This window comes from Alteromonas sp. CH_MED4-4 (assembly GCF_037029575.1).
Lineage (GTDB): Bacteria > Pseudomonadota > Gammaproteobacteria > Enterobacterales > Alteromonadaceae > Alteromonas > Alteromonas macleodii.
In genome coordinates, this window is sequence record NZ_JAYMEU010000003.1 from 184,715 (window position 1) to 203,117 (window position 18,403).

An 18,403-nucleotide genomic window follows, 5' to 3' on the forward strand; every position below is an offset into this window, starting at 1 on the left:
TTATGTCAGCTTATTTTGAAAATATTAAACCTATTCAATATGAAGGACCTGAATCAGACAACGATTTAGCTTTTCATTACTATAACCCCGAAGAGGTTATTTTGGGAAAAACCATGGCAGAACACCTGCGTTTTGCAGCGTGTTACTGGCATAACTTTTGTTGGGATGGCGCTGATGTGTTTGGTCAAGGCACCTTTGGCAGACCGTGGTTGAAAGACGGCGACCCCATGAAACGCGCAGTTGAAAAAGCTGATGTCGCATTTGATTTTTTCAGTAAATTGAATGTTCCTTATTATTGTTTCCATGACACCGATGTGGCGCCTGGCGGAGACAGCATTAATGAGTATGTCAGCAACTTTTCATCTATGGTCGATGTGCTTGAAGAGAAGCAAGCACAAACAGGACTGAAGCTTTTATGGGGTACAGCGAACTTATTTAGCCACCCAAGATATTGTGCTGGCGGTGCCTCAAACCCCAATCCTGAAGTTTTTACTTTTGGCGCAACACAAGTTTTCCATGCTATGAACGCTACCAAACGGTTGGGTGGTGAGAATTATGTACTATGGGGCGGAAGAGAAGGTTATGAAAGTCTCCTTAACACCAACCTTAAAAAGGAAGATGAACAGTTGGGGCGCTTCTTTACCATGGTCGCAGAGCACAAGCATAAGATTGGCTTTAAAGGAACGCTACTCATCGAACCTAAGCCTCAGGAGCCTACAAAACATCAGTATGACTACGACTCGGCCACTGTGTATGGTTTTCTAAAACGTTATGGACTAGAGGACGAGTTCAAAGTCAATATCGAAGCGAATCACGCTACGCTTGCTGGCCACTCTTTTCACCATGAAATAGCAACAGCAATAGCATTAGGTATTTTTGGCAGCATTGATGCTAATCGTGGTGATGCACAAAACGGCTGGGATACTGACCAGTTTCCAAATGCTGTTGATGAGTTAACGTTGGTCATGTATGAAATCTTAAAAAATGGTGGCTTTACTACTGGCGGACTGAATTTTGACTGTAAACTTCGTCGCCAGAGCTGCGCCCCGGCAGATTTATTCCATGGTCATATAGGGGGCATGGACCATATGGCCTTAGCGTTACGAAAAGCAGCAAAAATCATCGAGAACGACTTTCTGGCGCAAGCTAAAGAAGCAAGATATAAAGGCTGGCAGAGTGATTTAGGTAAAGCAATTGATAGTGGTAAACACAGCTTAGAATCATTAGCAGAGCATTGTGTATCGAATAACTTAGCGCCCAAAGCCGTGAGTGGTCAACAAGAGCTACTCGAAAATAAACTAAACCGCGCACTATTTGGCTAATTTTGCCTACATCGCGGGCTGGAAGAATTTCTAGCCCGCTTTTTACCTTTAGTCTTCTCACTCGATTTTCATCAACATCACTTCATTATCTTTTTGGAATAATTATGAAATTTTCGAACCCTATGGCTAATGCTGTACGTGCTTTATGCATGGATGCGGTAGAAAAAGCTCAGTCTGGTCATCCCGGAGCTCCTCTGGGAATGGCGGATATCGCCTATACGCTCTGGACAAAACATCTCAGACATAACCCATCTAACCCTGACTGGTTCAACCGCGATAGATTTGTTTTGTCAAACGGTCATGGTTCTATGTTGCTCTATGCACTGCTTCATCTAACTGGCTATGACCTTTCTATCGACGACCTAAAGCGATTTCGTCAGCTACACTCTAAAACGCCAGGGCATCCTGAATATAGCTACACCCCGGGGGTAGAAACCACCACTGGGCCGCTAGGTCAAGGACTTGCCAATGCTGTGGGGATGGCTATTGCTGAAAAAGTTTTGGCCGCACAGTTTAATAAACCTGAATATGCGGTAGTTGACCATTATACCTATTGTTTTGCTGGCGACGGTTGCTTGATGGAAGGCATTTCCCACGAGGCTTGTTCTTTGGCAGGGACGCTGGGATTGGAAAGGCTTATAGTATTTTGGGACGACAATGGTATTTCAATAGATGGCGAAGTGAAAGGCTGGTTCACTGACGATACGCAAGCCCGATTCCAAGCTTATGGCTGGCAAGTTATCGCTAACGTTGATGGTCACGACCATGAGGCTATCGACAATGCTATTTTAGAAGCGAAAAAGTGCGCGGGCAAACCCACGTTAATTTGCTGTAAAACGGTGATTGGTGCTGGGTCGCCAAATAAGGCTGGTAAAAACAGTAGCCACGGTTCACCGCTCGGAGAAAGTGAAATTCGGGCTACGAGAAAAGCCCTCAACTGGCATCATGAGCCTTTTGATATCCCTAGTGATATCTGCAATGAGTGGGACGCCAGAGAGGCCGGCGCAGCGTGGGAGAATGAGTGGAATACCTTATTCAAGAGGTTTAATGAAGCGCATCCTAGACTAGCGAGCGAATTTACACGACGCACTGTTGGCCAGTTGCCAGAAGACTTTTCACAAAGCGCCAATAGTTTCATCCACTCAGCGCAAGCTGAAATGCAACCTATGGCAACACGTAAAGCGTCCCAAAACGCTATTGAATTTTATGCGAATCTTCTACCTGAAATAATCGGAGGCTCAGCTGACTTGTCGGGGTCCAATTTAACCATGTGGAACTCATCTCAACCGATAACCGCAGAAAATGCTTCAGGAAACTATCTGTTTTACGGAGTGCGAGAATTTGGAATGACTGCTATTGCTAATGGAATTAGCATCCACAGTGGTCTTAAACCATTTTGTGCTACCTTTCTAATTTTCATGGAGTATGCTCGAAATGCTGTACGAATGGCAGCATTAATGGGCCTTCCTAGTATTTTCGTTTATACCCATGACTCAATCGGTCAAGGCGAAGACGGCCCTACTCACCAGCCAATTGAGCAACTTGCCACGCTGCGTATGACGCCTAATTTGGATACATGGCGGCCCTGTGACGCTGCGGAGACGGCGGTAGCATGGAAGATAGCACTTATGCGCTCAAACGGCCCCACCGCTTTAGTTTTTAGTAGGCAAAGTGTGAAGCCCCAAGCAAGAACCTATGACCAATTACACAAGATTGAAAAAGGTGGCTATACTCTTCGCCCTTGCGAGGGCGAACCTGACATTATCCTCATTGCCACTGGTTCAGAAGTCCCACTTGCTGTTGAAGCCGCTGAACAACTGATCAACTTGCACGATATTAAAGCCAGTGTCGTATCCTTACCCAGCCCAAGTGTATTTCTGCGTCAAGAATCTACTTACCAAGAACAGGTATTGCCCCCTCACGTAACATGTAGGCTAGCCATAGAGGCCGCACATGTCGATTACTGGCACAAGTTCGTGGGGCCTGCGGGGGAAATTCTTGGCCTGGACAGCTTTGGGGAATCGGCACCAGGCGAGGTTCTGTTCTCACACTTTGGCATTACCGTGGACAATGTGATTGCAAAAGCTCGAAAAGCTCTCGCAAAACGGAACACTTTTTAAGGGGCTGAAAGGGCGGACGCCACTTTAATTAACCGGTGAAGACGATATCTAAAGGGAAAAATATGAAACAACGAAAACTTGGCAAATCTTCTATTTTCGCGAGCGAAGTTGGTCTGGGATGCTGGCAATTGGGAGGAGATTTTGGTCCAATCGCTATAAAAGATGCTATTCATATCATAGAAGCTGCCTTAGAAAACGGTATTACTTTTTTCGATACCGCTGATGTATACGGAGCGGGGCGAAGCGAGTCTATTCTTGGTGAACGGCTGGAGCAAACAAAAGCAGACGTAAAAATAGCCACTAAATACGGCCGTGGTGAAGGCACCTACCCCAGTGGTTATACGCTTCAAGATATGCGCGACGCTATTCAACGCTCTCGTGATCGGCTGCGTCGCGATAAAATTGATCTTCTTCAACTTCACTGCATACCACCTTCGGTTTTAGAAAAAGGTCACATTTTTGATTTCTTAAGACAAATGCAACAAGAAGGCCTTATCGATTATTTTGGCGCTAGTGTTGAAACCATTGATGAAGCGATGATGTGTGTAGCACACCCAGACCTAACTTCTCTGCAAATTATTTTTAACCTATTTAGACAGGCTCCTAAAGATGCTTTATTCAAAGTAGCCAAAGAAAACCAAGTTGGTATTATTGCGCGCCTTCCCCTTGCCAGCGGTTTATTAAGTGGCAAGTATAACGCTTCAACGTCATTCGCTGAATCCGACCATAGAAACTACAATAAAGATGGCGAAGCTTTCAGTGTTGGCGAAACCTTTTCTGGAATTGATTTTAATGAAGGTCTTAAATTGGTAGAGGCGTTGCAGCAGATAAAGCCCTCTGAAATAACGATGGCAAACTTCGCTATGCGGTGGATTTTAGACCATGAAGAAGTAACAACTGTAATTCCAGGAGCCAGCTCTGCACAACAGGTTATGCAAAACGTAAACGCTTCTACTATCGCTCCTCTTTCAAGCGAAAGTCACAAATTACTGTATGAACTATACCAGTCTAAAATAGCGAATCTAATTAGGTGCCCAGTGTAATATAAAACCTTTGTATTTTAAGTCATTAGTTCAATAATAAACCCCTCTTTTGTCAGAGGGGTTTATTTTTTCTAGTAGCCGGGGCTACATCATTCTTTAAGGAAATGTCACTAGCACGTTATCAAGCAACACAGTATCCTCACTTGCGCCTGAAAACGATCCATTAATTTGAAATGCTATCCTTTCAACGTTTGCGATGTCGCCATTACCATTGTCAACGGGAGTGAAAGTAAAGACGTTTTCACCTGGCACCACATTTTGAATATTTCCGTACAGTCGTGTGTAACTAGGCGCTCCTGTCTGAACATAGCCCTGCACATTCAATCCATTGTTGGCCTGCTCCTCGGTTACTGTAACCGTATATTTTAGACTTGCACCTGTATAATCAGTAGGGGAAAACTGGACTATATAGTTATGTGAAGCACTTGAACCGTTTGGAAGTAATTCAGCCGATTCGCGCAGCGCGTTGTGCACCACATTTGCAGTTGTGCCGTATTCACCTTGCCAGCCTTCAACAGTTTCTTCAAAATCATATTCAACTACATTACTCGCCGGAACCGTTACAGGAATAGTAACAATCACACTATTTAACAATACGTTTTCGTCTAACGCCCCGGTTAAAGGCCCGTTAAGTTGAAAACCTATTCGTTCAATAATTTCAATGTCACCATTACCATTATCCAGCGGGCTTATTCTGAACGTATTCTCGCCCGCCACTGGCGTAAACGCCTCACCATACATACGCGTATAGTTTGGCGCTCCGGTTTGGATAAAGCCTTGAATCGTTAGACCTGCGTCCGCAAGCGTTTGAGAAACCGTTACGGAATAGTCCACGGTTGCATCGGTTAGGTCAGTTAACGCTATCTCGCGAATATACACCTGCTCATTCGCGTTACCGGCCCAGTCTGGTATCATTACAGCCGCCTGTGCCGCCTCATCATAATCTACAGACGCTCCAGTACCATAATCACCGCGCCAGCCTTGAACATCATTCAGAAAATCGTACTCAATCACAACGGGCTCTAAGTCGTCACCTGGAATGAAGATTTGTAGATCCAAGACCAAGCTGGTGTAGCCGTCCTGCTCAACTTGTACGTAAAGATTTCTCAATGCAGAACGTAAATTTTCAGTAGTGGTAATTTCACCCGTTTCACTGTCGATAGTGAATTCCCCCTCACCCGAGCCACCTAAGATTGACCAAGTGACGGGTTCACCTTCGGTGTTAACCACGCCGTCAAATGTTTTAGACTCAAGGACTATAACAGAGGTCCCGATTGGTGCATCTGCGCTAACCTCCAGCAGACCCGGATTTGTGATGGTAGGAGAGAGGCCTCGCATGTAACTGCGTAACCACTTCAGAGCAGGTTTTTCCGAACCGTTTTCCAATGCTAATATAGCACCTTGATTTTCGCGCCAGTGACCCGGTAAATACCCCCACATAGTTATCCCTTTAACTGCCGGATGTTCCCAAAATAGGGGGAATATTCTTTGATAATCCAGTAATTGAATAAGCTCGGTCGGGCCATCGATATCAAGCTCAGTAACGTAAACATCTAATCCTGTTTCTGACGCGATTCTATCGAGATTTTCTAACATAGCTTCGTTAGGACCAGTTGTAGAAAAAGCATGGCCTTGAAAGCCAAAGTCATCAAGTAGTCCACGTGCTTGAAGTAACTTCGCTAATTCAATAGCAAGGTCAGTACGAGAGGCAGAGTTGATTAAATTATACTCATTAAACATCAAGCGGGTAGTTGAAGGGAAAATATTTCGTGCCATCTGGAATGCATTGATGATCCAGTCGAACTTAGCGGCCTTATTTGTGGCTTCGGGCGTTGATAAGCCATTATTTTCAAATTGGCTAATTAATTCCGAAGTGGTTTGCGGATCAAATAAACGCAACGCATCAATATAGCCTGGGCCATCATTGGCCAGATTTGGCGGATCATTATCAAATTCATTTACCACCTCAATAAAGTCGATAGCTTCATATCTTGCGTTTACGGCATTAAACCATTCCAGAATTTCTTCAAGTTGTTCCTCTGCAGGCAAATCTGTTATCCATTCAGGCTGCTGATTCCCCCATACGAGAACGTGATGCTTATAAGGGAAGTTGTTGGCTTTGGCGAGCTCATAGGCTTCATCAAGCTCAGCCCAGTTCATTACATCTCTGGTACCTTCCACTGATCCCCATTTGCCTGCATTTTCGGGCGTAACCTGATTCCAGTAAGCTTCGAAGTTAGGTCGCTGTCGTCCACAGCAAACTCCCCCGAGGAATTTCTCTTGCCCTGTAGCAAGTGGAGGTCCAGCGGGAACGAAAGGTGGAGGCGGTTCAATAAGGTTACCAGCACGGCCATTTTCTAAAGCTTCTATAGTGAACAGAAGATCTTCTTTGGCAAATGCAAACTTATCAATGGCTAAACCATCTTCGCGACCAGCAAATCGAAACACCTGATCTAAGCTATTATCAGGTACCGTATAGGTCGGGCCTGCTATCCGTGTCCATTTCCACACGTTGCTTGCAGCTGAACCTCCCGAGATAACTAAACTGTTCGCTTCATAGCCCGGCTCTCCAGGCACCACAAATCCTGTAATATTATTAAGCGTTTCCCAGCCATTATTTCTACCAAACTCAGTAGGGAGAAAGAAGCTGTCGTCTTCAACTGTATTTGGGCCAACACGCACTCTCGCATATAGCGTATATTCTCCGGCATCAGGGAATGCGACTTCAAGTTCGATAACACGAGCATCATCGGTTGGCGCATTAGTGTCTGTTTCATTGATGGTCACGAAACTAGGGTCGCCCTCAATAACACTAAAGGCGTTACCTTTAAACAGTAGCGTGCCGGCACTCCCGCCCTCTGCCTCTGCATAAATTGCAACGTTAGGATCTGCCTTTTGAATAACAGCATCAAAGGCGAGCCTCGCTCGATTCGGTTCAAACGTCGTTTTAACCGAGACGCTTTGACCAGCAGGTAATGATGCTTCACTAACTACAAAATATGGCGCACCACTTTCGCTTAGACCATCCTCGCCCGTCACCCCAATGGTAGCGTTTTTAACAAGCATTCTTAGAGGGCCTTGAATGTCCTCATCACTATCATTTTGTATTTGTACATTAACAACGTAGACTCTGTTCGTTCTGTCAAATAAAGGTCGAGATTTGCTAATCGATATTTCTTCAATATCAGTCCAGTCGGCGAAAACGGGTGAAGCTAGCCAAGTTAAAGAAGTAACTATAATTAGTTTCAGTAAAAATTTTTTCATTGTACTAGCTCCTCTGCCAACATAACTGCTTTGCTCGCGACGTTCGCGCGCCTAAAGCAGCCAAACTAATCATCATAAGTATTACTCCACTAGGCGCTGGAACCGGCACACTGTTTTCAGTAATGGATACGTTATCTATTCGAAGAGTAGAACCACCTAAATCGGTAAAACCATCATCATCTGCACCTAACAGAAGCTGAAAATCTAGGGACAAATTCGAGATTGATGTAAGCGATGGCTCAAGCAGAAAAGAAAGAGTGTAACTGGCCAAGCCGTTAATATCGGCTTCAAAAAGGCTCCCGGTAGAGCCCGTATTACTATAAAAATTGATGCCATCAAAAAAGCTAATAACAAAATAATCGGCAATAAAGCTATTATCGATGTCTGATAATTCACTATTTACCTCAATATCCATGCTCAGAGTGAGTGGTCCACTTCCCGCTGAGCTGAAATCTAAAAACTGAAATAATGTGTTTGCAAAAAAGGCTTCTGTATCTGTGTAGTCAACACTAATTACAGCCTCACAACTGGGGGCGGTGCCATTTATGGAAAAGTCATTTCCCGACGCTATAATGCCAGCGCCATCTGTATCTCGTTCCCATCCTGCAAAATTACACGTTGAGAAATCGCCGTTTTCAAGAATTGCTGCGTTCACAGCGGGCAAATAGAGCATTAATAAGCTTAATAAAATACTTCGATAAACCAACATAGCTATATTCCTAATTTATTTATTGGGGGGCACTCCGTCATTACTAAAAAACGAAATTTAACTTAGTAATAACGTAATAAGGCCAAACGTGACGTTTGGTTATAGTGGAGAATAGAGAATTGTCAGTAACATTTTCATAACAAAAAACGGTATTGCATTTACAATTTTTGGTTTTTTATTTCTCGGATAGTTTACTGCTAATAAGTAGCATTAGAATGAAAGGAGAATCGGATGAAACAAGTAGTGTTTAGGTGCACCATAATATTACTCATATTCAGTAGCCGTTCGGCCTTCGCTGAGGTAAAGCTTCCCTCAGTGCTGTCCGATCACGCCGTACTTCAGCGCGATATACCAGTTTCTCTTTGGGGATGGTCTAGCCCTGAGGAAAAAGTAACCATTTTCCTAAATGGTGAAACATTGGCTGTTACAAAAGCTGACAAAGAAGACGGCATTTGGCGCACCTCACTACCCAAACAACCTGCGGGCGGACCTCATACCCTGACATTTGTTGGCAACAATACTGTTGAAGTCAAAGACGTATATTTCGGGGACCTGTGGCTGGCGTCTGGGCAATCTAACATGGTGTTACCGCTAGCCAGAATAAAGGAAAAGTTTCCTGACATTGTAGCAAATGAAAGCAGACCGTTGATCCGCGAGTTTAGTGTACCTATGCAGTACAATTTCAAGCAGCCAAATATCGATGTAAAAGACGCACAATGGAAATCGGCCGATAAACTTAGAGAGCGAGAATCGTTTTCAGCCGTTAGTTTTTTCTTTGCACGCGCAATTCAGGACGATGTGAATGTACCAGTAGGTATTGTTCTAAGTGCAGTGGGTGGAACGCCAATACAGTCGTGGATGAGTGAAGATGCATTGGCCTCATTTCCCGAGGATTTGAAAGAAGCGAAGCACTTCCAAAGTGATAATGTCATTAACTCAATTATATCCCAAGATGCTGAGCGACAACGACAATGGGAAGATTACATATCAACTCACGATAAAGGTAATGTATCGCCCTATTGGTGGTCAAACAACATTGACGAAAGTGACTGGACTTTATTTTCGGTGCCTGGTTTTCTAACCGACGCGGAGCAAAAGCCTATTAATGGCGTGCATTGGTTCAGAAAACGCTTTCAGTGGCCTCGTCACCTTGTAGGTGAACAAGCGACACTTGTGCTTGGAGCACTTGTCGATGCGGACACGACTTATGTAAACGGCACCAAAGTGGGGCAAACTACCTATAAGTATCCTCCCCGCCGTTACACGGTGCCCGCTGATGTGCTTAAACCTGGAAGCAATACTATTACTATTCGCTTAGAAAGTCATAGGGACCACAGCGGGTTCGTTTCTGACAAGGAATACTGGATTGGCGCAGGTGAAACTCGCGTAGATTTAAACGGCGAATGGCACTACAAACTTGGCGTTGTCCATGAACATCTTCAGCAAACCACCTTCATTCAATACAAACCCATGGGCCTGTACAATGCCATGATCAACCCACTGACATCTTTACCAATCAAAGGAGTTATTTGGTATCAGGGGGAGTCAAATACAGCTAATCCAGATAAGTATGGTGATATGTTTAAAACCATGATTGAAGACTGGCGAAATAAATGGAACAACCCCACGCTGCCATTTTTATTTGTTCAGTTGGCTAACTTTAACCCGCGTTTGTCAACGCCAGCCCAAAGCGGTTGGGCTGAGTTAAGAGAACAGCAAGCATCCGCATTGTCTTTGCCCAACACGGGCATGGCGGTGGCCATCGACGTAGGTGAATGGAATGATATACATCCTTTAGATAAAGAATCAGTTGGTGAGCGACTCGCCAAAAATGCGCTCCATAAAGTTTACGGTAAAGACATTGTGTACAGCGGCCCTATGGCAACAAAGGTAACTCTAAAAGGAAGCCATGTGTGGATTAACTTTAAGTATCAAGGCGGTGGCTTGTCCACTTCGGGTACTAATTTGACAGGGTTTGAAATCGCGGATGAAAGTGAAGTGTTTCACTGGGCAAAAGCAGAGATTAAGGGGGAGCGTGTTCAGGTTTGGCACCCCGATGTAAAGCACCCTTCGGCCGTCCGTTATGCTTGGGCAGACAACCCAGCCGCGAATCTATATAACAAAGATGGGTTACCTGCCGCTCCATTTCGTTTTAATTTGGATTAGTACCAGGCATTAGCTTTTGCTTATAGGAAACACGTAACTGTTAAATTCTGCATGGAAGAAAACATGCAGATTTAACAAGTGCATTTGACTTGCGTGTGTCATGGTCATTATCACTTTATATTGCGTGTACTATTGTCCTAAACCTCACTCTTACCCCCTCCTTTTAACCGTTTTTTATTGTCTTGGGCTTAGTTTTACAAAGTTTTATAAGAGGAAACTCAAAAAAAACAAAAAATTAACATACTCGCCTGCCTTAAGATTGCGCGAGCATCTTAGAGGTGTGAGTAAATTAATGTCCAAGTTAGGTGGGCAGCTTTCGGAGGAAACATGACTGATTTGATACGAACATTTGCTTTATTGATCGTGTTCTGGGTAGGGATAAATAGTCCAGTAATCGCAGCTGAGTCATTTGTGCACTTTGAGCGCGATAGCGGTGATTTACCTTTCGCAGTCGATGGCCAGCCAGCTCCACTGATCTTCAACAATGGTGAACCTAAAGGCGTAATCATGGCGATTGAACAGCTCAAAGGTGACATTAAGAAAGTAACAGGAAATAGTCCATCTATCGCCGAGCCACAAGTTAAACAATCGGCTGTTGTCATTATCGGGACATTGGATAACAGCCCCGAATTACAGATGCTTGAACGGCAAGGGAAAGTCGACTTCTCGCGTATTAGGGGTGAATGGGAGGCATATCATATTGAGGTAATTCCCTCCCCCATGCCAAACATAGCACAAGCGTTAGTGATCGCCGGTAGTGACCGCAGGGGGACGATTTATGGCATTTACGAACTCGCACGGCAACTTGGCGTTTCACCTTGGTATTGGTGGGCCGATGTTCCCGTCAGCACTCATAAAAATATCTATATACATCATAAAACTCAGATCATAGACCAGCCAAAAGTAAAGTACCGAGGCATTTTTTTAAATGACGAAGCACCTGCGTTAACGGGGTACGTGAAAGACAAATTTGGCAACTATAACAATGAATTTTACCAGCATATATTCGAACTACTCCTACGGTTAAAAGCCAACTTTCTCTGGCCAGCTATGTGGAACAATGCGTTTAGCGTTGACGATCCAATGAATGCTCAACTGGCACATGATATGGGCATTGTAATGAGCACCTCCCATCATGAACCGATGATGCGGGCAGATAAAGAATGGAACAAGTTCGGGGAGGGAAAATGGGATTATGCGGTAAATCAAGACAATCTATATCAGTTTTGGACGGAAGGAGCAAAACGTCATAAAAGTTTCGATAGTGTGTTCACACTAGGTATGCGTGGCCAAGAAGACACGCCGATGAGTGAAACTCAAAATATCGCACTTTTAGAAAAGGTGGTCACCGACCAAAGAAAGATATTATCCGATGTTTTTACTGAAAAGGATGTGTCTGACATACCACAGGTGTGGACCCTTTATAAAGAAGTTCAAGGCTATTATGAAAATGGAATGCGAGTGCCCGACGATGTCACACTCCTATGGGCTGATGATAACTGGGGCAATATTCGACGTTTACCTACACCAGAAGAGCGCCAACGAAAAGGTGGAGCTGGCGTATATTATCATTTTGACTATGTGGGGGGGCCGCGTTCCTATCGCTGGATTAATACCGTTCCTATCGCCAAAATATGGGAACAGATGCAGTTGGCTTATCAATTCGAAGCACGAGAAATATGGATAACCAATGTGGGGGACCTGAAACCCATGGAGTATCCAATTGATTTCTTTTTGAACATGGCGTGGGATCCAACACTTATGGATACCGAAGCGCTTGCAAACTTTGGATTAAATTGGGCTAGCCAACAATTTGGTAAAAAACACGCAAAGGAAATTGCAGATATCGTTGAAGGTTATACGCGCCATAATGGCAGGCGTAAACCTGAGCTTGTTGCGCCCTCTACATATAGTATATATGTATACGACGAAGCTCACCGTATTTCTGAAGAACTTGCTGCACTAGAGCTAAAGGCAGAATCGATTTACCAAGACTTACAAACATCCTATCAAGATGCCTTTTTTCAGCTTGTCCTTCATCCAATTAAAGCTGTGCGCATTGTCTACGAATTAAACCACAACCTTGCGAAAAACAGACTGTACGCCCTGCAAGAACGTGCGAGTGCGAATGATTATGCCCTAAAAGCGCGAAAGTGGTTTGCACAAGATGCTGCTCTAGAAAGAAGGTACCACGAGCTAAATAATGGGCGCTGGAACCATTTTATGTCTCAACCCCATATTGGTTATACCAACTGGAACAACCCACCAGAAGACACCATGCCGGTGTTACATATCAACAAACCAAATGCTGTGTCTGATATGGGCGTGTCTATTGAAGGCAGTGCCGCAGCTTGGCCACAGGATAGCGGTACATCATGGCCTCATAATAGCAATATGAAACTAACGTTCGAATCTTTCGGCCAATCCCAACGCTACATTGAAATATATAACAAAGGTACTGTTCCCTTTGATTTTACCGCAGAGGTCTCTGCTCCTTGGATACGTCTAAGCCAGCAAGAAGGAAAAGTAAAAGATGATAAACGCGTATTAGTCAGTATAGATTGGGAAAATTTAACGATAGGCCACCATGCCGGTCATATTGTGATCTCAGGAGCAGCTTGGGGTGAAGCAAAAATCAGTATATCGGCAATTAAACGACAACAAGAAAGTATCAAAGGTTTTGTGGAAGCTGACGGATATATCTCAATAGAGGCAGCCAATACACAACGACGGCAAAGCACCGATAGCGGCTTATGGTACGAAATTCCACTACATGGCCGCACCCGCTCATCTATGGCAGTATCAATGCCTATCGATGAAACATTTGTAGAAGATTTAACTGCTTCGCCAGTCATTGAATACGACCTTCATCTGTTTAGCAGCGGCGACATAAGCATTCAAACAATTGTAGCGCCAAGTCTAAACTTTGTTCCTGATCGGGGACTGCGCTACGCAATTTCACTGGGTGAAGAGCCTCCTCAGATCATCGATATTCTAGAGGATAACAGTGACAAAGCATGGCAGGATTCAGTTAAAAAGGGCGTTCGCTATGCGATAAGTCACCATACTTTAAAGACACCCGGAGCGAAAACCCTAAAGATCTACGCCATTGACCCTGGTGTAGTGATTCAAAAAATAATTGTGGACACAGGTCGCTTAAAACCGAGTTATCTTGGCCCAGAGCAGAGTGTTTTTATCGAGTGACTAGGAGCGGGTGGCTAGCCTGCTACGGACACTAATGATATTTGAAGTCCTCTGGCTTTATGAATATGAATATCGGTGTGCTGGCCGGCTTTTCGGTCCAGCGCATTTCCTTTTTCTTGATAAATTTCTCGGGGCCAATTTGTAATTTATCCAAGATTAATTGACAGGGCTTAGTGTGGAGGAGGTAACTATGAGGAGACACGAGAGCTCGTTGAACACATATCATTCTGATGCCTGAAGAGAGCGAACTGTCGGTAGTGAACTTTTAATAAAATTAGTGTATCGCCTTAACAGACCGACGTATAAAGCCTTAAAACATAAGGCGAAAACGTACAATGTGATATGGACGATACACTAGCTCTCACGAAGAGGTTTTAACGAAACCTCTTTAAAGGCATTACACTTGTAATATGTTAAACCGCTTTCGGTTGAATGCCGCTTTAACCCTACTTTTCTTCTACATTACTCGACGCGTACATCGCCGTAAGGGGAGAGCGTTATAATTTTTCCATCATCGTCATATTCTATCGGTGCCACCTTAACGGAACGCAAATGAGTTACGCCACCCGAGAGTGTACTATCGTGGTAAAACAAATAGTGTTTACCTTCAAACTCACAAATTGAATGGTGCGTTGTCCAACCGACCACGGGCTCAAGAATTCGTCCAGCATAAACGAATGGCCCGTAAGGACTATCGCCAATTGCATAGCAAAGATAGTGGGTATTACCTGTCGAATAGGAGAAGTAATACTTCCCTTTATGTTTGTGCATCCACGATGCCTCAAAGAAGCGACGCTCATGGTCACCCGCTAATAAAGGTTTGCCACCTTCGTCTACAATCAGTATCTCTCTGGGCGTATGGTCAAATTCCAGCATGTCACCGCTCATCTTGGCCACTATTGGACCAAGCGCAGGCTCGCCGTCTTGGGGTTCTGCAAAAGAAGCGTTGTACTTGTTATCTCTATAGTTCTGCAGTTGTCCACCCCATATACCACCGAAATACATGTAATGTGTTCCGTCGTCGTCTTCAAACACGGCTGGGTCAATAGAATAACTTCCGCCGATAGGTTCAGGCTGTGCCATGAATGGACCATGAGGAGTATTGCTTACAGCAACGCCAATTTGAAAGATTCCATCGCTTTTCTTCGCAGGAAAATAAAGAAAATATTTACCATTTTTAGTCGCGGCATCTGGTGCCCACATTTGGCGCTCTGCCCATTTCACATTATCCACGTGCAATGCTACACCATGATCTTGCACCGGTGATGTTAGCGAGTCCATGGAAAGTACATGATAGTCGCACATAGCAAAGTGATCGCCATTGTCGTTAAAAGGTATTCCCGCTTCAATATCGTGAGAGGGATAAATGTAAATTTTTCCTTCAAATACGTGTGCAGAAGGGTCTGCGGTGTAGATGTGCTCTACAAGAGGCTTGGATATCGCAGACTCTTTATATGTTTCGATCTCATTTTCATATTGTTTCTCTGGCATTTTATACTCCTTAAAGCTCTACCTTCACAGCCCGCCTTACCATTAATTCCTTTTCAATTTGAGTCTCTTTACTCTTGTCTATGCTATACAAGAACAGCACAGCAATAACACAAAGTAAAAAAGGTATAGCAGCATAGACACTCACCGATAATTTAATTCCTTCAACCGCGGCTACGGTTTGCGATGACAATTCTGCATCATATCCATAGGTAGCCAGTATGCCCGCGACTAACGCTCCCCCTATGCTTAGGCCAGATTTAAGCCCAAATATCATTGCGGAAAATATAATCGCGGTGGCTCTACGGTTATTTTTCCACTCTGAATAGTCCGCAACATCCGCCACCATTGCCCAAAGTAAGGGGATCGTAATGCCATAAAAGAAGCCATGCATAATTTGACTCAAAAACACCCAACCTATTTCTGTAGGAGGTATAATGTAGAAAGCGAGTATAAAAAGTGTTGAGACAAATAGAGCGCATCCAAATACATCTCTTTTGCCAAATTTATCAGCTAAAGGTTTGCAAAACCCTATCCCAACAATCATAAAAATAATGCCGCCAGCATTAAACAAACTAAAGCCAGATGTCGCCGCATCTTCAGGCCAGCGAAATTCGGTCAGGCCAGCATTAACGAGTATTTTGTTGAGTGCATTTATAGACGCGTTGAATTGAATATCATTTAGGAATATTTGAATGTGAGCTGCACTTAAATAATTCTCGAAATAATAGATATACATACCGCCTTTTAAAGCAAGCGTGACGAAAACTAAAATAGTGACGCAAAGAATAATTAACCAAGGCCGATTGCCCATCAAATCTGTTATGTCATCCTTGATACTCGAAGACATTCCTGGTGAAGGGATCACTCTTTCTTTCGTAGTTATAAAAGTAATCAGAAAGAAAATAATACCCACAACAGAAAATATCATTATGGTATTTTGAAAGCCTGCTGCTTTATCCCCATCTCCTAAAATCAACACAAGAGGTAGCAACAAAACCTGAATAATAAATTGAGCAATCATTACCGCGACGAAACGGTAGGCCGATAGACTGTTTCGATCTTTCATGTTGCCAGTCAACACGCCGCTTAGGGCTGAATACGGAAGGTTGTTCGCAGAATAAATCACGACCAACAATACATATGTGGTAAAAGCGTATATTAACTTTCCTTGGTCACTCAACGCGGGTGTACTAAAGGCAAGTAAGGAGATTATACCTAAAGGAACTGAAGTCCATAGTATCCATGGCCTAAACTTGCCCCAGCGTGTATGAGTACGGTCTGCTATCACACCCATCACAGGATTAAAAAAAGCACCTATCATGCCGCCAACAAAAATTATTGTTGCAGCCGTGGCCGGCGGGATTTTATAAACATCTGTGTAAAAAAAAGCCAGAAAAGTCATCAGTGTTTGAAATATAAGGTTGGCGCCTAAGTCACCGAGGCTATAGCCTATTTTTTCTGTGATAGATATGGAATTGGTTTGTGCATTCATTTACTGCGTCTACTTACATATAGAAAAGAAAAGTGGAATAAGTGTAATAAAAATTTGTTATCATCATGTTGCAACTTGCCGCTATTATTAACAATTATGTTTTTTAAGATACTTGTTCTCGTTTTGCATTTTTAACGAGATTACGGCTTTCAACTAGGCTTGAAATGTATTCAAATTCAGAGTATCAAGTAATACTACATTTGGTCGATTAACAGGTTCAGGTCCGAGTATGTATGAATCAAAACACAGCATTTCGCTGCTTTTTAATGCTAATAACGTGTATGATCGACAAATTCTAGAGGGTATCGGACACTACCTGCATACCACTAAAGTCGATTGGGACGTCTTTTTAGAAGAGGACTTTAGGTTTCACGGTGATGATGTTAGTGAATGGCGCTGTGATGGATTAATAGCTAACTATGATGACCTAGAAATCAAGAAAATTGTAGACAACATATCTGAACCGGTTATCGGTGTAGGATGCTCCTATTCTGACCTAGAACAATACCCGAATATTCCTTACGTGGCATCAGACAATTTCGCGCTGGTTGAATCTGCGTTTAAACACCTAAAAGAGAAAGGATTAAAACGTTTTGCGATGTATAGCGTACCCCTCGATGAACATCATCGGTGGGTTATCGAGCGTGAGCGCGCATTCGCGAAGTTGGCAAGTAAAGAAGAATATAGCTACCAAATTTATAAAGGCCATGCCACAAACCGTAAAACATGGCATTCCACGTTTAAGCAATTAAGCGATTGGATAGAGAATCTGCCAAAGCCTATAGGGATTATTGCGGTAAACGATGCCCGAGCACGGCACCTACTCCAAGCATGTGATCACTTAGGGGTAGAGGTTCCTGAAAGAGTATCAATTATTGGCATTGATAATGACGACTTAGCAAGAAACCTAAGCCGGATTAGCTTGAGTTCAGTGACACAAGGTTGTTTCGAAATGGGGTACAAAGCCGCGAAACTTCTTCACAAGCGGTTAGAAGGTAAAAAGGTGCCTGAAAGTCAGGTATTAGTGGGTCCAGTAGGCGTTGAAGCACGTCAATCGACAGAATTTAAAGCATTGTCTGACCCTTATGTAATTCAAGCCGTTCACTTTATACGACAGTTTGCCACTAAAGGTATCAAGGTTGATCAGGTAACAGACTTCGTAGGTATTTCCAGGTCTAATCTCGAAAACCGTTTTCAACAAGAACATGGCTACAGTGTTCATACAGCAATTCATAACGAGAAACTTGTTCGCGCGTGTAAGCTACTCGCCGAATCAGAGATGTCAATTAATGACATTGCCGAAAAATGCGGTTATCCCTCACTCCAATATATGTATTCTGTTTTCAACAAGCACTTTAATTCAACGCCATCAGCTTATAGAAGCGAAAATCAAAAGGGTAAGGAAAGTAAAGTGGCTAGTTTTTAAGTTGCAACAATGGCACTACCTATCCTCAGCGAAAAAGAGTTCGGTTCGAGCCCAGTGGTAATTACTATACGATTTTATTTCATGCTCATACTTGTCGAACTAATCCTACTTAGAGCAGTAAAAACTCACGCCATGTTAAAATTTAGTTAACGGTTTGATAAATTAC

Annotated in this window: 10 protein-coding genes; 6 read left to right on the plus strand and 4 right to left on the minus strand. The window is 43.5% G+C overall.

What is annotated here, in order from left to right; genetic code table 11:
* Nucleotides 1-2: 2 nt before the first annotated feature.
* The 3 genes from xylA (at nucleotide 3) to WA381_RS03655 (ending at nucleotide 4,485) form a co-directional block, all read left to right on the plus strand.
* Entirely contained in the window at nucleotides 3-1,322 is a 1,320-nt protein-coding gene (gene xylA / locus WA381_RS03645; protein WP_014951354.1) for a xylose isomerase, read from the plus strand.
* A 104-nt stretch (nucleotides 1,323-1,426) separates the two neighbouring features.
* A complete protein-coding gene (tkt, locus tag WA381_RS03650; RefSeq protein ID WP_156087266.1) occupies nucleotides 1,427-3,442 on the plus strand; it encodes a transketolase in 2,016 nt (671 codons plus the stop codon).
* Nucleotides 3,443-3,504: 62 nt separating this feature from the next.
* Entirely contained in the window at nucleotides 3,505-4,485 is a 981-nt protein-coding gene (locus WA381_RS03655) for an aldo/keto reductase (RefSeq protein WP_014951352.1), read from the plus strand.
* Between the two features lie 96 nt (nucleotides 4,486-4,581).
* On the opposite strand, the gene WA381_RS03660 is transcribed toward WA381_RS03655, so the two are convergent.
* Together WA381_RS03660 and WA381_RS03665 are read right to left on the minus strand one after the other, a co-directional pair.
* Nucleotides 4,582-7,749, minus strand: coding sequence for an endo-1,4-beta-xylanase (locus WA381_RS03660; protein WP_156087265.1), 3,168 nt, complete (start codon nucleotides 7,747-7,749; stop codon nucleotides 4,582-4,584).
* Nucleotides 7,750-7,753: 4 nt separating this feature from the next.
* Entirely contained in the window at nucleotides 7,754-8,458 is a 705-nt protein-coding gene (locus WA381_RS03665) for a hypothetical protein (RefSeq protein WP_014951350.1), read from the minus strand.
* A 231-nt stretch (nucleotides 8,459-8,689) separates the two neighbouring features.
* Between WA381_RS03665 and WA381_RS03670 the strand changes: the two genes are divergently transcribed.
* Both WA381_RS03670 and WA381_RS03675 read left to right on the plus strand, forming a co-directional pair.
* A complete protein-coding gene (locus WA381_RS03670; protein WP_156087264.1) occupies nucleotides 8,690-10,624 on the plus strand; it encodes a sialate O-acetylesterase in 1,935 nt (644 codons plus the stop codon).
* Nucleotides 10,625-10,951: 327 nt separating this feature from the next.
* Complete coding sequence (locus WA381_RS03675) at nucleotides 10,952-13,828, plus strand: glycosyl hydrolase 115 family protein (RefSeq protein ID WP_156087263.1); 2,877 nt, start codon at nucleotides 10,952-10,954, stop codon at nucleotides 13,826-13,828.
* A gap of 462 nt (nucleotides 13,829-14,290) precedes the next feature.
* Here WA381_RS03675 and WA381_RS03680 read toward each other — a convergent pair whose 3' ends face one another.
* Together WA381_RS03680 and WA381_RS03685 are read right to left on the minus strand one after the other, a co-directional pair.
* On the minus strand, nucleotides 14,291-15,319 hold the full coding sequence (locus tag WA381_RS03680) for a glycoside hydrolase family 43 protein (protein ID WP_014951346.1): 1,029 nt from the start codon (nucleotides 15,317-15,319) through the stop codon (nucleotides 14,291-14,293).
* Between the two features lie 10 nt (nucleotides 15,320-15,329).
* On the minus strand, nucleotides 15,330-16,811 hold the full coding sequence (locus WA381_RS03685) for an MFS transporter (RefSeq protein WP_014951345.1): 1,482 nt from the start codon (nucleotides 16,809-16,811) through the stop codon (nucleotides 15,330-15,332).
* Between the two features lie 229 nt (nucleotides 16,812-17,040).
* Here WA381_RS03685 and WA381_RS03690 point away from each other — a divergent pair, with 229 nt between their 5' ends.
* On the plus strand, nucleotides 17,041-18,237 hold the full coding sequence (locus WA381_RS03690; protein WP_014951344.1) for a XylR family transcriptional regulator: 1,197 nt from the start codon (nucleotides 17,041-17,043) through the stop codon (nucleotides 18,235-18,237).
* Nucleotides 18,238-18,403 lie beyond the last annotated feature (166 nt).

Bases quoted from the DNA above. Each gene is read 5' to 3' on its own strand.
- WA381_RS03655 (WP_014951352.1), top strand. From the start codon at position 3,505: ATGAAACAACGAAAACTTGGCAAATCTTCTATTTTCGCGAGCGAAGTT.
- tkt (WP_156087266.1), top strand. From the start codon at position 1,427: ATGAAATTTTCGAACCCTATGGCTAATGCTGTACGTGCTTTATGCATG.
- WA381_RS03675 (WP_156087263.1), top strand. From the start codon at position 10,952: ATGACTGATTTGATACGAACATTTGCTTTATTGATCGTGTTCTGGGTA.
- WA381_RS03660 (WP_156087265.1), bottom strand. From the start codon at position 7,749: ATGAAAAAATTTTTACTGAAACTAATTATAGTTACTTCTTTAACTTGG.
- WA381_RS03670 (WP_156087264.1), top strand. From the start codon at position 8,690: ATGAAACAAGTAGTGTTTAGGTGCACCATAATATTACTCATATTCAGT.
- WA381_RS03680 (WP_014951346.1), bottom strand. From the start codon at position 15,319: ATGCCAGAGAAACAATATGAAAATGAGATCGAAACATATAAAGAGTCT.
- WA381_RS03690 (WP_014951344.1), top strand. From the start codon at position 17,041: ATGTATGAATCAAAACACAGCATTTCGCTGCTTTTTAATGCTAATAAC.
- WA381_RS03665 (WP_014951350.1), bottom strand. From the start codon at position 8,458: ATGTTGGTTTATCGAAGTATTTTATTAAGCTTATTAATGCTCTATTTG.
- xylA (WP_014951354.1), top strand. From the start codon at position 3: ATGTCAGCTTATTTTGAAAATATTAAACCTATTCAATATGAAGGACCT.
- WA381_RS03685 (WP_014951345.1), bottom strand. From the start codon at position 16,811: ATGAATGCACAAACCAATTCCATATCTATCACAGAAAAAATAGGCTAT.